At 65.8% G+C, this 17,021-nt stretch carries 5 protein-coding genes; 4 read left to right on the top strand and 1 reads right to left on the bottom strand.

The window, feature by feature from the left end; genetic code table 11:
- The first annotated feature begins 73 nt into the window (after positions 1-73).
- The 4 genes from FNB15_RS21425 (at position 74) to FNB15_RS19785 (ending at position 15,673) form a co-directional block, all read left to right on the top strand.
- Positions 74-9,754, top strand: coding sequence for a hypothetical protein (locus FNB15_RS21425; protein WP_144258379.1), 9,681 nt, complete (start codon positions 74-76; stop codon positions 9,752-9,754).
- Between the two features lie 358 nt (positions 9,755-10,112).
- Positions 10,113-11,186: a recombinase RecA gene (gene recA / locus FNB15_RS19795; RefSeq protein WP_144258378.1), complete on the top strand. Its 1,074-nt coding sequence runs from the start codon at positions 10,113-10,115 to the stop codon at positions 11,184-11,186.
- 632 nt (positions 11,187-11,818) lie between these two features.
- Complete coding sequence (gene alaS, locus FNB15_RS19790; protein WP_144258377.1) at positions 11,819-14,464, top strand: alanine--tRNA ligase; 2,646 nt, start codon at positions 11,819-11,821, stop codon at positions 14,462-14,464.
- Positions 14,465-14,485: 21 nt separating this feature from the next.
- The gene (locus FNB15_RS19785) at positions 14,486-15,673 is read left to right on the top strand and encodes a cyclic nucleotide-gated ion channel (protein WP_144258376.1); all 1,188 of its coding nucleotides are present in this window, start codon (positions 14,486-14,488) and stop codon (positions 15,671-15,673) included.
- A 22-nt stretch (positions 15,674-15,695) separates the two neighbouring features.
- Here FNB15_RS19785 and FNB15_RS19780 read toward each other — a convergent pair whose 3' ends face one another.
- Positions 15,696-16,910, bottom strand: a complete 1,215-nt coding sequence (locus FNB15_RS19780) for an NADP-dependent isocitrate dehydrogenase (RefSeq protein ID WP_144258375.1) — start codon at positions 16,908-16,910, stop codon at positions 15,696-15,698.
- Positions 16,911-17,021 lie beyond the last annotated feature (111 nt).

Here is a 17,021-nt window from a genome sequence, read left to right as displayed (position 1 = left end):
GGTTGCGGCGAAAGGCAGGCTCGAGTCGATGCCCACACGGCATCGGCTGGCTTGAGGGTTTGGGGACGCTTCGGTGGTTTCGAGTGTCAGCTCCTATTCAGCAGGACAAATCGCAGGCCTGACGGCCTCGGCGATCGACGACCTCACCACGTCTGATATCCAGTCGCTCAAGTCGACGCAGATCGCCGCGCTGTCGCAGCAAGCCATTGCATCACTCGACACGACGCAGATCGACGCGCTGAAGAGCGCGCAGATCAAGGCGCTCACGCCCACCCAACTGGGCTATTTCACCACGTCGCAGCTTGTCTTCGACGCCTCACAGCTTTCGGTTCTGTCCGGTTCGCAGCTGCAGGCGCTGGGGACCAATATCACTTACCTCGACTCTGCGCAGATGGGCGCGCTCAAGGCCACGCAGATCAAGGCGCTGACCAACACGCAGATTGCCGGCCTGCGGTCGAGCGACATTGCCGAGCTGACCGTTACGCAGATCAAGGGCCTGTCCAGCACGCAGATCGCGGCGTTTGAGACCACGGACCTGAATGCGTTCAGCACCGCGCAGTTTCAGGCGCTGGCGGCCACTCAGATCAGCGGCTTGAGCACAGCGCAGGTCAAGGCGCTGAACACGACGCTGGTCGGGGCCCTGAATGCGACGCAGGCGCGCGGACTGAGCAGCAGCCATATCGCGCAATTGAATGAGGCCCAGGTCGGCGAACTGAGCAGCGCGGCAATCGCCGCATTGTCCGGCGCCCAGCTGAAAGCGTTCAGCATCAGCAACCTGAATGCGCTCGACACGACGCAGATACGGGTGCTCTCGGCCGGCCAGTTTGCCGCGCTGAGCGAGACGCAGATTGCTGGCCTGCGAACCACGGATATCGCCGAGTTGGGTACAACCCAGCTGAAGGCTCTGCTTCCCACGCAGTTGCAGGCGCTCAGCACCAGCAACCTGAATGCGCTCGACACGGCCCAGATCCAGTCGCTGACGCCCAAGCAGATTTCTGTCCTGAGCACGACGCAGATTGCCGGCCTGCGGGCGGCGGATGTCGGCGAATTGACCACGGCGCAGGTCAAGGCGCTGTCGCCGGTCCAGCTGCAGTACCTGTCGACCACCAGCCTGAATGCGCTCAGCACTGCGCAGGTGCAGGCGCTGGATCCGGGACAGATCCGCTCACTGACCACGACGCAGATTTCGGCGTTGAATGTCGCTGACATCGGCGAGCTGACCTCGTCGCAGGTCAAGGCGCTGTCGTCGGCGCAACTGGGCGCCCTGACCACGACGAACCTGAACGCCTTCAACGCAGCCCAGGTCCGGGTGCTGACCGGCAATCAGATTGCCGCGCTCAGCAACACGCAGATTGCGTCATTCGCCACTGCTGATATTTCAGAACTCACGGCGACGCAGATCAAGGGGCTGACCACCGGACAGGTCGCGGCGCTTGAAACCACAGATCTGAATGCATTCGGCACGGCGCAGATCCAGGCGCTGAATTCGAACCAGATCCGCGCTTTGACCGAGACGCAGATCCAGGCCCTGACCACGACGGCGATCGGAACCCTGAATGCGACGCAGGCGAAGGGCTTAACGCCAGGCCAGCTCGGAGAATTCACACAGACCCAGATCCGGGCGCTGACCGCCTCGGCCATTGCCGGATTGACGGCCACCCAGGTGAAGTCGCTCAGCACGACCAACCTGAATGCGCTGGACGCGACCCAGACCGGGGCGCTGACCGGGGCCCAGGCGAAGGCCCTGACATCGACGCAGATCGCCAACCTGCGGACCACCGACATCGCCGAGCTGACCGTCACGCAACTCAAGGCGTTCGCCGGCACGCAGCTGCAAGCCCTGACCACCACCAACCTGAATGCGCTCAATACCACGCAGATGCAGGCGTTCGCCGCTTCGCAGCTCGGCGCGCTGACCACGGCCCAGATTGCCAGCCTGCGCAGCGAAGATATCAGCGAACTGAGCGCGTCACGCGTCAAGTCGCTGACGAAGACCCAGCTGCGCGCCCTGACCACGACCAATCTGAACGCCTTCAATGAGGCCCAGATCCAGGCGCTGACCGGCCCGCTGTTTGGGGCACTGACGGCCACGCAGATCGCGGGCCTGCGTACGACAGATATCGCTGAATTGAGCGCGACGCAGATCAAGGGATTCACGTCGACGCAGTTGCAGGCGCTCAGCACCACGAATCTGAATGCGCTGACCACGGCGCAGACGCAGGCGCTGCAGGTGCGGCAGATCCGGGCCCTGACGTCGTCGCAGCTTGCGTCCCTGACGACCGGCGATATTGGCGAGCTGAGCACAGCGCAGGTCAAAGCCCTGACGTCAACGCAGATTCGCGGCCTGACCTCAACGAATCTGAACGCGCTGACCACGGCGCAGGTCCAGTCGCTGGCCATCCCGCAGATCAAGGCGCTGAGCATCGCGCAGGTCATCGACCTGCGGACCAGCGATATCGGCGAGTTCACGGTGACGCAGATCAAGGCGCTGGCAACGACGCAGGTCGCCGCGCTCGAGATTGCCGATATTAACGCGCTGAATGCCGGGCAGCTCCAGTCGCTCACTGCCCAGCAGGTAAAGGTGCTGAGCCTGACCCAGCTGGGCGGCTTCAATTCCACGCAGGTGAATAACCTCACGGCGGCGCAGCTCAAGGCGATGACCACGGCGCAGCGCAATGCGCTCGGCACCGCTGCTTTCGCCGAACTGACCACGGAGCAGGTCAAGGCGCTGACCACCACGCAGATCGCGGCCCTGAACGAGACCCAGGTCGGCAGCCTGACCACGACGGCGCTGTCGGCCTTCTCGTCCACGCAGCTCGGCGCGTTGACCACCTCTGCGCTGAACGCGCTGAACCAGGGCCAGATTCAGGCGCTGAGCACGTCGCAGATCGCCGGCCTGACCTCAACGCAGATCACCGGCCTGCGCTCCACCGATCTTGGCGAACTGACCACCACGCAGATCGCGGGCCTGACCGCCACGCAGGTCGCGGCGCTTGAGCCGGTCGATCTCGGCGGCCTGTCTACCGCGCAGGTTGGTGCGCTGACGGGAACCCAGGCCAGCGGCCTCGGCACGGCAGCTCTGGCGGCGCTGAACACCACGCAGGTCGGCGCGCTGACCACCACGGTTCTGAATGCGCTGAACACCACGCAGGTGCAGGCGCTGACCACGACACAGATTGGCGCGCTGACGCCGACGCAGATCGGCGCGCTGGATGCCGACGCGATCGGCGCCCTGACGGCGACGCAGATCAAGGCGCTCAGCACGTCGCAGATCGACGCGCTGACCACGACACAGATCGGCGCCCTGAGCACCACGGCGATTGCCGCGCTGTCCACCACGCAGGTGGCCGCGCTCAGCACCACCAACCTGAATGCCTTCAATACGACGCAGGCGCAGGCACTGACCTCGAGCCAGATTGCCGCGCTGACCAATACGCAGATCGCCGGCCTGCAGCCGGGCGATCTCGGCGAGCTTGGCACCGCGCAGGTGCAGGCGTTGACCGCCACTCAGGTGCAGGTGCTGTCGACCGCGCAGGTCCAGTCGCTGACCACCACGCAGATTGCCGGCCTGCGTACGACGGATATCGCCGAGTTCGGTGCCTCGCAGATCCAGGCGCTGACCACGACGCAGGTCGCCGCGCTCACCGAAACCCAGGTTTCCGGCCTCACCACGACGGCGCTTGCCGCCCTCAGCCCGAGCCAGATCGCGGCGCTCAGCACCTCGGCCGTGAATGCACTGTCGACCACACAGGTCCAGTCGCTGACCACCGCGCAGGTGCAGGCGCTGACCGCGACGCAGGTCGATGGCCTGCGCGCCGGCGATATCGCCGAACTGGGCGCCACGCAGATCCGCGCGCTGACCACCACCCAGGTCGGCGCGCTGACCGGAACCCAGATTTCCGGCCTCACCACCACGGCGCTGGCGGCGCTCAGCACCAGCCAGATCGCGGCGCTCAGCACCACGGCGCTGAATGCGCTGTCGACCACGCAGGCGCAGTCACTGGCGGCAACCCAGCTGCAGGCGCTGACCGGCACGCAGATCGATGGCCTGCGCGCCAGCGATCTCGCCGAACTCAGCACCACGCAGCTGCGCGCGCTGACCACGACGCAGATCGGCTCGCTCGACGAAACCCAGATCGCCGGCCTGAGCACGACCGCCATTGCCGCGCTGACCACCTCGCAGATCGCGGCGCTCAGCACCGCGGCCCTGAATGCATTCAATACGTCGCAGGCGCGGGCGCTGACCACCGAGCAGGTCGCGGCGCTGACCAACACGCAGATCGATGGTCTGCGCGCCGGCGACATCGCCGAACTCGGCAGCAGCCAGATCGGCGCGCTGACCGCCACGCAGGTCGGCGCTTTCGACACCGCCGATCTGGCGGCGCTGGCCACCACGCAGGTCGCCGCCCTCAGCACCACGGCGCTGAATGCCCTGTCGACCACGCAGACCCAGGCGCTGGGTACCGACCAGATCGCGGCGCTGACCGCCACGCAGATCGCGGGCCTGCGCACCGGCGATATCGGTGAGCTGGATACGGCGCAGGTGCAGGCGCTCACTGCGGCGCAGGTGCAGGCCCTGACGGCCGAGCAGGTGCAGGCGCTGAGCGGTACGCAGATCGCCAGCCTGCGCGCCGATGATATTGCCGAATTCGGCACCACGCAGCTGCGCGCCCTGACCACGGCGCAAATCGGCGCGCTGACCGACACCCAGATTGCCGGGCTGAGCCCGGAGGCGATCGCGGCGCTGACCACGACGCAGATTGCAGCACTCAGCACCACAGCGCTGAATGCGTTCAATACCTCGCAGGCGCAGGCGCTGACTTCGGAACAGGTCGCCGCGCTCACCACCACGCAGATCACGGGCCTGCGCGCCAGCGACATCGCCGAACTCGGCGCGGGGCAGATCGGCGGGCTGACCGCCACGCAGATCGGCGCGCTCAGCACCAGCGCTATCAGCGGGCTGACCAGCACGCAGCTGCAGGCGCTCAGCACCACGGCGCTGAATGCGTTCAGCACCTCGCAGGCGCAGGCGCTCTCGACCAGCCAGGTCGCCGCGTTGACCACGACGCAGATCACCGGGCTACGCAACACAGATCTCGGCGAACTGACCACGGCGCAGATTCAGGCGCTGACCACCGCGCAGGTGCAGGCTCTGACGGCCGACCAGGTCGCCGCGCTGAGCACGAGCCAGATTGCCGGCCTGCGCGCCGAAGATATCGCCGAACTGGGCACCAGCCAGATCGCCGCGCTGACCGCCACGCAGATCGGCGCGCTGGACGAAACCCAGATCGCCGCGCTGTCCACGCAGCAGGTTGCCGCCCTGACCGGGTCGCAGCTGCGCGCGCTGAGCACCACCGCGCTGAACGCCTTCGCCACCACCCAGGCGCAGGCACTGAGCTCGGATCAGGTTGCCGCGCTGACCACGACGCAGATCGCCGGCCTGCGCGTCACCGATATCGCCGAACTGGGCGCGACGCAGCTCGCTGGCCTGACCACGTCGCAGGTCGGCACGCTGAATGAGACCCAGGTCGGCGCGCTGAGTCCGGATCAGGTTTCCGGCCTGACCGGCACGCAGCTGGCCGCGCTCACCACCACCGCGCTGAATGCGCTGGAGACCAGCCAGATCCAGGCCCTGGCCGGCAGCCAGATTGCCGCCCTGACCACCACGCAGATCGGTGCGCTGCGCACCGGGGATATCGGCGAACTGAGCGCCGACCAGATCGCCGCGCTGACCACGGTGCAGGTGCAGGCGCTGGGCACGGCCAACCTGAATGCCTTCGACACGACGCAGGCGCAGGCGCTGGCCACCAGCCAGATCCAGGCGCTGACCACCGGACAGATCGCCGGCCTGCGCGCCACCGATATCGAAGAACTGACCGAGACACAGATCGCGGCACTGACCGCCGCGCAGATCGGCACGCTGAACGAAACGCAGGTCGGTGCGCTGAGCACCACGGCACTGTCGGCGCTGGCGGGCACGCAGATCGCGGCGCTGACCACCTCGGCGCTGAATGCGCTGACGACGGACCAGGTACAGGCGCTGTCGGCCGAACAGATCGGCGCGCTGACCACGACGCAGATTGCCAGCCTGCGCGCCACCGATATCGGCGAACTCGACACCGACCAGATCTCGGCGCTGACCGCCACGCAGCTGCAGGCGCTCGGCACCGCCAACCTCAACGCGCTGTCGGCCACGCAGGCCGCCGCGTTGAGCACGTCGCAGATTGCCGCGCTGACCACCAGCCAGATCGCCGGCCTGCGCACCACGGACATCGCCGAACTGAGCGCCGAGCAGGTTGCTGCACTGACCACGGCGCAGGTGCAGGCGCTCGGCACCAGTAACCTGAACGCGCTGAGCCAGACGCAGGCGCAGGCGCTGACCTCCGCGCAGATCGGCGCGCTGACCACAGGCCAGATCGCCGGCCTGCGCACCACTGATATTGCCGAACTGACGCCCGACCAGGTCGCGGCGCTGACCACCACGCAGATCCGCGCGCTCAGCACCACCAGCCTGAATGCCTTCAACACGACGCAGGCGCAGGCGCTGACCTCCGCGCAGATCGGCGCGCTGACCAACACGCAGATTGCCGGCCTGCGCGGCACCGATATCGCCGAATTGACCACGACGCAGCTGCGCGCGCTGACCACCACGCAGATCGGCGCGCTGTCCGAGGCCCAGGTCGGCGGCCTGAGCACCGCGGCGCTGTCGGCGCTGGCCGGCACGCAGATCGCCGCGCTGACCACCTCGGCCCTGAATGGCCTGAACCAGACCCAGGTGCAGACGCTGTCGGCTGAGCAGATCGCGGCGCTCACCACCAGCCAGATCGCGGGCCTGCGCACCACCGATATCGGCGAACTCGATACCGACCAGGTCTCGGCGCTGACCGCCACGCAGCTGCAGGCGCTCGGCACCACGAACCTGAACGCGCTGACCCAGACGCAGGCGCAGGCGCTGACCACGTCGCAGATCGGCGCGCTGACCAACACGCAGATCGCCAATCTGCGCACCACCGATATCGCCGAACTGACCACCACGCAGATCGCGGCGCTGACCACGGCGCAGGTGCAGGCGCTCGGCACCACGAACCTGAATGCGCTGACCACGGCGCAGACCCAGGCGCTGGGTGCGACGCAGATCGCAGCCCTGACCACGGCGCAAATCGCGGGCCTGCGCACCACCGAGATCGGCGAGCTGACCACCTCGCAGATCGCCGCGCTGACGACCGTGCAGGCGCAGGCGCTCAGCACCACCAACCTGAATGCGCTGACCACGGCGCAGACCCAGGCGCTGGGCACCGCGCAGATCGCGGCGCTCACCACCAGCCAGATCGCGGGCCTGCGCACCACCGACATCGCCGAACTGACGACGTCGCAGATTGCCGCGCTGACCGCCACGCAGATCGGCACGCTGAATGCGACCCAGGTCGGCGCGCTGAGCACGGCCGACATCGCGGCACTGTCGCCGGCACAGGTCGCAGCCTTCAGCAGCTCGGCGCTGAACGCCTTCTCGACGAGCCAGACGCAGGCGCTGGGCACCTCGCAGATCGCCGCGCTGACCACGACGCAGATTGCCGGTCTGCGCACCACCGATATCGCCGAACTGGCCAGCAGCCAGATCGCGGCGCTGACCACGGCGCAGGTACAGGCGCTCGGCACCGCCAACCTGAACGCGCTGAGCACGACGCAGACCCAGGCGCTGGGTGCGACGCAGATCCAGGCCCTGACCACGACGCAGGTCGCCGGGCTCCGCACCACAGATATTGCTGAGCTGACCACCGGGCAGATCGCCGCGCTGACCTCGGCGCAGGTGCAGGCGCTGGGCAGCGGCAACCTGAATGCGTTCAACACCACGCAGGCCCAGGCGCTCGGCACCACGCAGATCGCGGCGCTCACCACCAGCCAGATCGCGGGCCTGCGCACCACCGACATCGACGAACTGACCACGACGCAGCTGCGTGCGCTGACCACCGCGCAGATCGGCACGCTGAACGCCACCCAGGTCGGCGCGCTGACGCCGACGGATGTGGCGGCGCTGGCCACCACGCAGATCGCGGCGCTGACCAGCACGGCGCTGAACGCCCTGAACGGCAACCAGGTTGCGGCGCTGACCACCAGTCAGATCCAGGCGCTGACCACCAGCCAGATCGCCGGGCTCCGTACCACCGAGATCGGTGAATTCAGCACCACGCAGATTGCCGCGCTGACGACAGCGCAGGTGCAGGCGCTGAGCAGCACCAACCTGAACACCTTCTCGACCGCGCAGGTGCAGGCGCTGTCGACCGCGCAGATCCAGGCCCTGACCACGACGCAGATCGCCGGCCTGCGCACCACCGAGATCGGCGAACTGACGACGTCGCAGATTGCCGCGCTGACCACGGCGCAGGTTCAGGCGCTCAACACCACCAACGTGCAGGCGCTGAATACCGCGCAGGTGCAGGCGCTGGGCTCGGCACAGGTGCAGGCGCTGACCACCACGCAGATCGCCGGTCTGCGTACCACCGACATTGCCGAACTGGGCACCGCGCAGATCCGCGCGCTCACTGCCACCCAGCTGCAGGCCTTCAGCACCACCAACCTGAACGCGCTCTCCACCACGCAGGTGCAGGCGCTGTCCGCCGATCAGGTCGCGGCGCTGACCACCGCGCAGATCGCCGCGCTCCGCACCAGCGACATCGCCGAACTCGGCACCACGCAGATCGCCGCCCTGACCACGGCGCAGATCGGCGCGCTGGGCACCTCGCAGATCGGCGCACTGACCGCCACGCAGGTGGCCGCGCTTGAAACCGGCGACCTGAATGCCTTCAGCACGACGCAGACCCGCGCGCTGGGCAGCGCGCAGATCCAGGCGCTGACCACCACGCAGATCGCCGGGCTGCGCACCACCGATATTGCCGAGCTGAGCACCAGCCAGATCCAGGCGCTGACCACGGCGCAGATCCAGGCGCTCGGCACCACCAACTTCAATGCGCTGCTGGCCACGCAGGTCGCTGCCCTGACCACGTCGCAGATCGCGGCGCTGACCACGACGCAGCTGGCCGGTCTGGGCACCGGCGACATCGCCGAACTGGGCACGAACCAGGTGCGCGGCCTGACGACGACGCAGATCGCGTCCTTCAGCACCACCAACCTGAATGCCCTGACCACGACGCAGATCCAGGCGCTGGCCTCCACGCAGGTGGCGGCGCTGACCTCGACGCAGATCGCCGGCCTGCGTACCTCGGATATCGGCGAGTTCGGCACCGCGCAGGTGCAGGCGCTGACCACGGCGCAGATCCAGGCGCTCGGCAGCACCAACTTCAACGCGCTGAACACCACGCAGGTGCAGGCGCTGGCCAATTCGCAGATCGCCGCCCTGACCTCGTCGCAGATCGCCAACCTGCGCACCACCGATATCGGCGAACTGGATACGGACCAGGTCGCCGCGCTGACCACGTCGCAGCTGCAGACGCTCAGCACCACCAACCTGAATGCGCTGAGCGGCACCCAGGCGCGCGCGCTGACCTCGTCGCAGGTGTTGGCGTTGAGCACCACCCAGATCGCCGGCCTGCGCTCGACCGACGTGAACGAGCTGTACCGCACGCAGATCCAGGCCTTCACGACCTCGCAGATCGCCGCGATCTCGACCACCGCGATCAGCGGTCTCGGCGTCGGCGACATCCTCGGCCTCAGCTCCGCGCAGGCGAATGCCTTCACGCAGCAGCAGGTCGGCGCCATGCAGTGGTGGCAGTACTGGGCTTGGCTGCGGGTGCTCTGAGCACCGTCCAACCGCCCGGCCTGACCGAGTCGCGGCATTACTTCTGGATGTATTGGCTTTGATGCTTCGCCATGATATGGCGAAATCGCACCTTCTTATCCGTTCAAAAGACCGGGTTTGGGCCGACAGACCGGCCAGGCAGAGGCATCGTAAGCCTGGCCGCCAGAGAATCGCCTGCTGCCGAACAGACCGGAACGGGGCGGCGGTCTTATGAGAACATCAGGGGAATATTCCATAAATATCAGGCACATACAGAGGGGCATATTTTTCGCTGGACAACGGCAACGATATGAGAACATATGGGGTCAGAACGGCGTATAATTGCAATTCACCGGCCCCCATGAAAGGATGCTCGCAAATGTCGTCCCCCTCACTTCGCGTCGTGGAAAAAGAGAACATGGATAAGGGTAAGGCTCTGGAAGCTGCGCTCTCGCAGATCGAGCGCAATTTCGGCAAGGGCTCGGTGATGAAGCTCGGCCAGCGCCAGAGCATGGAAGTCGAAGCCATTTCCACCGGCTCGCTCGGCCTGGATATCGCGCTGGGGATCGGCGGCCTGCCCAAGGGCCGTATCGTTGAAGTCTACGGTCCGGAAAGCTCGGGCAAGACCACCATCGCGCTGCATGTCGTGGCCGAGGCCCAGAAGAAGGGCGGCACCTGCGCCTTCGTCGACGCCGAACATGCGCTCGACCCGTCCTATGCCCGCAAGCTCGGTGTGAATATCGAAGAGCTGCTGATCTCGCAGCCCGATACCGGTGAGCAGGCGCTGGAAATCGCCGATACCCTGGTCCGCTCGGGCGCCATCGACGTGCTGGTCATCGACTCGGTCGCCGCCCTGGTGCCGCAGGCCGAACTCGAAGGCGAGATGGGCGACACCCATGTCGGCCTGCAGGCCCGCCTGATGAGCCAGGCTTTGCGCAAGCTGACCGCCTCGATCTCCAAGTCGAACTGCATGGTCATCTTCATCAACCAGATCCGCATGAAGATCGGCGTGATGTTCGGCAGCCCGGAAACCACCACCGGCGGCAATGCGCTGAAGTTCTATGCCTCGGTCCGTCTCGATATCCGCCGCATCGGCGCGATCAAGATCCGCGACGAGGTGGTCGGCAACCAGACCCGCGTGAAGGTGGTCAAGAACAAGGTGGCGCCCCCGTTCAAGGTGGTCGATTTCGACATCATGTATGGCGAGGGCGTGTCCAAGACCGGCGAACTGATCGACCTCGGCGTGAAGGCCAATGTGGTCGAGAAGTCGGGCTCCTGGCTCTCGTTCGACAGCCAGCGCATCGGCCAGGGCCGCGAGGCTGCCAAGACCTTCCTCAAGGAAAACCCTGAGGTTGCCAATCGTATCGAAGCCGCGATCAAGGCCAACACCGGCATCGTCGCGGCCGCCATCGACGCCGGCCCGGATGCGGGCGAGGCGGAGGACGCCGAGTAAACAGTTTCGCCCCGCTCAACGCCGGTAAACCACGGCGCCTGAGTTATTCTCCTCCATGGGCAAAGCCCCGGCAGCGGACCTCGCTGCCGGGGTTATTTTTTGCCTCCTTCGGCTCCGGAACCCGGTTGCCTTCCGGCCGCCGGGCGCTATCTGGCAGGGGAGAAGTTCTCTCCTCCATGGACCCCGGTATCGCTCGCGCGATACCGGGTTTTTTTGTCCCTTGAATGTGACCGTCCGGACCCTAAATGTTCCTGTTGGCCCGTTGCCGGGCCGGCGGTTCCGGCGGCGAAGCCGTCCGAACACCAGCGAACCGCCACGAAGCCGTACGAACGCTGGCGAACACGCGCGAAGCGCCACGAACACCAGCGAAGCGCTACGAACACTGGCGAAGCGCTGCGAACACGGGCGAAGCGGCGCGAAGATCGGACAGGGTGGCCGGCAGGGCCGGCCGATTTACGGGCAATTCCCTATCCGACCAAGGACTTAACTGGCCGCATGCCGGCTGGACAGGGAAAGGGCAGACCGTTAAGACAGGTCGCTTGCCGGATGGGGTCCGGCTCGTGACAATCTGACCAGCAAACGACAAGGCGACCCGGTCCAGCCGGGCGCCACCGACCAGGGGTGCGAAGTCCATGTCCTCCGCCAGCGATGTCCGCCAGGCCTTCCTCGACTACTTTGCCAAGAACGGGCACAGCGTGGTCGAGTCGTCGCCGCTGGTGCCGCGCAACGACCCGACGCTCATGTTCACCAACGCGGGCATGGTGCAGTTCAAGAATGTCTTCACCGGCCAGGAGAAGCGTCCTTACACGCGCGCCACCACCTCGCAGAAATGCGTGCGCGCCGGCGGCAAGCATAACGACCTGGATAACGTGGGTTACACCGCGCGGCATCACACCTTCTTCGAGATGCTCGGAAATTTCTCCTTCGGCGATTACTTCAAGGACGATGCGATCCCGCTCGCCTGGAACCTGATCACCAAAGACTACGGCCTGCCCAAGGAGAAGCTCTGGGTCACCGTCTATCACGACGACGACCAGGCCTTCGATATCTGGAAAAAGATCGGCGTGCCCGAGAGCCGCATCGTGCGTATCGCCACCTCCGACAACTTCTGGGCCATGGGCGATACCGGCCCTTGCGGCCCCTGTTCGGAAATCTTCTACGACCACGGCGACAAGATCTGGGGCGGCCCGCCGGGGACGCCGGAAGCCGATGGCGACCGCTATATCGAGATCTGGAATCTCGTCTTCATGCAGTTCGAGCAGGTGACGAAGGAGCAGCGCGTCAGCCTGCCGAAACCGTCCATCGATACCGGCATGGGCCTGGAACGCATCACCGCCGTGATGCAGGGCAAGCACGACAATTATGACATCGATCTGATGCGTGCGCTGATCGAGGCCTCGGCCGATGCGTCCAGCACCGATCCGGACGGCGCGCACAAGGTGAGCCATCGCGTGGTGGCCGACCATCTGCGCTCGTCCTGCTTCCTGATCGCCGATGGGGTGCTGCCGTCGAATGAAGGCCGCGGCTATGTGCTGCGCCGCATCATGCGCCGCGCCATGCGCCATGCCCAGCTGATGGGCTGCAAGGAGCCGCTGATGCACCGCCTGGTGCCGACGCTGGTGTCGGAGATGGGCCGCGCCTATCCCGAACTCGGCCGCGCCGAAGCACTGATCGCCGAGACGCTGAAGCTGGAAGAGACCCGCTTCAAGCAGACGCTGGATCGCGGCCTCCGGCTGCTCGACGAAGCCACCGCCAGCATGAGCAAGGGCGACATGCTGCCGGGCGAAACCGCGTTCAAACTCTACGACACCTTCGGCTTCCCGCTGGACCTGACGCAGGATGCGCTGCGTCCGCGCGGCATCAACGTGAACCTCGACGGCTTCCAGACCGCGATGGCGGCGCAGAAGGCCGAGGCGCGTAAGGCCTGGGCCGGGTCGGGCGAGGCCGCGACCGAGAAGGTCTGGTTCGAGATCAGGGAAGACAAGGGCGCCACCGAATTCCTCGGCTACGACACGCAGTCGGCCGAAGGTCGTATCGATGCCATCGTTGTCGCCGGCCAGCCGGTGAACGAGGCGAAGGCCGGCACCGAAGTTGCCATCGTGCTGAACCAGACGCCGTTCTACGGTGAGTCCGGTGGCCAGCAGGGCGACAGCGGCATGATCACCACGGCTGGCGGCGCCAAAGTAGAGATCAGCGACACGCAGAAGAAACTCGGCGCGCTGCATGCCCATCTCGGCAAGGTGACCGAAGGCACGCTCAAGGTCGATGACATGGCGATCCTGACCGTGGATGCCACGCGCCGCGGCGCGATTGCGTCGAACCATTCCGCCACGCATCTGCTGCATGCCGCCTTGCGCCGCAGGCTGGGCGACCATGTCACGCAGAAGGGCTCGCTGGTGTCGCCGGATCGCTTCCGCTTCGACATCAGTCATCCCAAGGCGATCACCGGTGCCGAGCTGCAGGCGGTGGAAGCCGAGGTCAACGAGATGATCCGGCAGAACGATGCCGTCACCACGCGGCTGATGACGCCGGATGAGGCGATTGCCGCCGGCGCCATGGCGCTGTTCGGCGAGAAATATGGCGACGAGGTCCGCGTGCTCTCGATGGGCAAGCTCGACGACGGCAAGGATTACTCGACCGAACTCTGCGGCGGCACGCATGTGAAGCGTACCGGCGACATCGCGCTGTTCAAGATCGTGGGCGAGGGCGCGGTCGCGGCCGGCGTGCGCCGCGTCGAGGCGCTGACCGGCGAAGCCGCGCGGCATTACTTCCTCGAACAGGAAGGCATGCTGCAGGCCGCCGCCGATGTGCTGAAGGCGCAGCCGAAGGAAGTGCCGCAGCGCATCACTGCGCTCATTGAAGAGCGCCGCAAGCTGGAGCGCGAACTCTCCGAATTGCGCAAGCAGCTCGCGACCGGCGGCGGCTCGGGTGGTCCGCAGGTCAAGGATGTGAACGGCGTGAAATATGCCGCGCGCAGCCTCGACGGCGTGCCGGCCAAGGACCTGCGCGGCATGGTTGATGCCATCAAGAAGGAAATCGGCTCCGGTGTCGTAGCTTTGACCTCTGTCGCTGACGGCAAGGTGTCGGTGGTGGTCGGCGTGTCGAACGACCTGACGGGCAAGATCAATGCGGCCGAGCTGGTGAAGATCGCGACACCTCTGATTGGTGGACAAGGCGGCGGCGGCCGGCCCGATTTCGCGCAAGGCGGCGGCGCCGATCCGTCGGGTGCCGCGAAGGCGCTGGAGGCCATCGCCGAACAGATCGGCAAGGCCGCGTAATCACGGAAAGGCACCGGCGCAATGTCAAAAACAGACTGGCGCCGGATCTGCTTCGATCTGCTGGCGGATGATCGCCGCGATGCGCGTATCGGTCATCGGCTGCTCTCGACGCTGATCATCATCAGTGTCTTTGCCTGTGCGGCCGCCATCATGCTGGTCACCGTGCCGGGCCTCGATGCGCGCACCGTCTTCTGGTGTGACCGCCTGCGCGAAGCCACCGATATCCTGTTCACCGCCGAATACCTGCTGCGCATCTGGATCGCGCCGGCCTATGCCCATAGCGGCCGGGTCGGCGCGACGACCATGCGGCGGCGTTATATGAGCTCCTTCCTCGGCGTCGTCGATCTGCTGGTGATCCTGCCGTTCTGGCTCAATCTGGTGGTGCCGTTCCCGCGTGACCTGTTTCTCGCCACCGAGATGTTCACCCTGTTCAAGCTGGCGCGCTACACGCCCGGCCTCCCGCTGGTGGCGGCAGTGCTGCGGCGCGAAGCGCGCGGCCTGACCGCGGCTCTGGGCGCGGCAGGCGTGCTGCTGGTGGTGGCGTCGTGCATCATGTACATGCTGGAACACGATGCGCAGCCCGAGGTGTTCGGCTCGATCCCCAAGGCGCTGTGGTGGGGCATCGTCACCGTCGGCTCGGTCGGCTATGGCGACATGATCCCGATCACGCCGCTGGGCAAAATCTTCAATGGCGTGATCATCTTGATAGGCGTCGGCACCATCGCCATTCCCGCCGGTTTGCTGGCGTCAGGTTTCGCCGAGGAGATCAAGCGCCGCGAGTTTATGGTCACCTGGCGCGCGGTGGCGTCTCTGCCGCTGTTCCACAATCTCGATGCCAGTTCGATCGCCGAGATCGCCAGCCTGCTAAAGCCGCAGGTGGTGCCGTCAGGCACCGCCATCGTGCGCAGGGACGAACGCGCCGAGGCGATGTTCTTCATCATGGCGGGCGAAGTAGAGGTGGAGATTCTGCCTAAGCCGGTGGTGTTGGGGTCCGGCCAGCATTTCGGCGAGATCGCGCTGCTGCGCCGCACCGACCGCACCGCCACGGTCAGCGCCATCACCGACTGCCGCCTGCTGGCGCTGGAGGTCACGGATTTCCAGCGGCTGCTGCAGGTGCATCCCACCATCAAGGAGCATATCGACCGCCTGGCGGCGGAGCGGCTGGAGCAACGAAAAACGGCGGAGGGATTATCTCCCCCCGCCGTCTGACAGGCCTTTGAGATGGCGTGGCTTACGCCGCCAGGGCCGTCTTGAGGTTCTCGTCGATCTTGTCGAGGAACTTCTGGGTCGTCAGCCAGGGCTGGTCCTTCGAGATCAGGATCGCGAGATCCTTGGTCATGAAGCCGGCTTCCACGGTGGAGATGCAGACCTTCTCCAGCGTCTGGGCGAACTTGTCCAGATCGGCATTGTTGTCCAGCTTGGCGCGATGCATCAGGCCGCGCGTCCAGGCGAAGATCGAGGCGATCGGGTTGGTCGAGGTCTCGCGACCCGCCTGGTGCTCGCGATAGTGACGCGTCACCGTGCCATGGGCGGCTTCGGCTTCGACGGTCTTGCCATCGGGAGTCATCAGCACGCTCGTCATCAGGCCGAGCGAACCGAAGCCCTGCGCCACCACGTCGGACTGCACGTCGCCGTCGTAGTTCTTGCAGGCCCAGACGAACTTGCCCGACCACTTGATCGCGCAGGCGACCATATCGTCGATCAGGCGGTGTTCGTAAGTGATCCCGGCCTTCTTGAACTGGTCGGCGAATTCCTTCTCGAACACTTCCTCGAACAGATCCTTGAAGCGGCCGTCATAGGCCTTGAGGATCGTGTTCTTGGTCGACAGGTACAGCGGCCAGCCGCGCACCAGCGAGTAGTTCATGCTGGAACGGGCGAAGTCGCGGATCGAGTCATCGAGGTTGTACATCGCCATGGCGACGCCGCTGCCGGGAGCCTTGAAGACTTCCTTCTCGATGATCTTGCCGTCTTCGCCGACGAACTTGATCGTCAGCGTGCCCTTGCCGGGGAAGCGGAAGTCGGTGGCGCGATACTGGTCGCCGAAAGCATGGCGGCCGACCACGATCGGGTCGTTCCAGTGCGGCACCAGACGCGGCACGTTCTTGCAGATGATCGGCTCGCGGAAGATCGTGCCGCCGATGATGTTGCGGATCGTGCCGTTCGGCGACTTCCACATTTCCTTCAGCTTGAACTCGGTCACGCGCTGTTCGTCCGGCGTGATGGTGGCGCATTTGACGCCGACGCCGTGCTTCAGGATGGCCTGGGCGCTGTCGATGGTGACCTGGTCGTTGGTCTGGTCGCGGTATTCGACGCCGAGATCGTAGTAGAGCAGATCCACGTCCAGATACGGCAGGATCAGCTTCTCCTTGATGAACTTCCAGATGATGCGGGTCATCTCGTCGCCGTCGAGCTCGACGACCGGATTTTTGACCTTGATCTTCGCCATAAAAGGCTCCCTCCACAGGCTCAGGTTTACGGACTTCGTGATGGCCCGGACCCTAGCAAACGGGGTGCAGGGCGAGAAGCCTTAAGCCCCCGCCGGACGGGTGGATTTAAA

It is taken from the genome of Ferrovibrio terrae (genome assembly GCF_007197755.1).
GTDB lineage: Bacteria > Pseudomonadota > Alphaproteobacteria > Ferrovibrionales > Ferrovibrionaceae > Ferrovibrio > Ferrovibrio terrae.
Note: the sequence above shows the minus strand (reverse complement) of the source record. Positions and strands in the feature narration are given on the sequence as shown.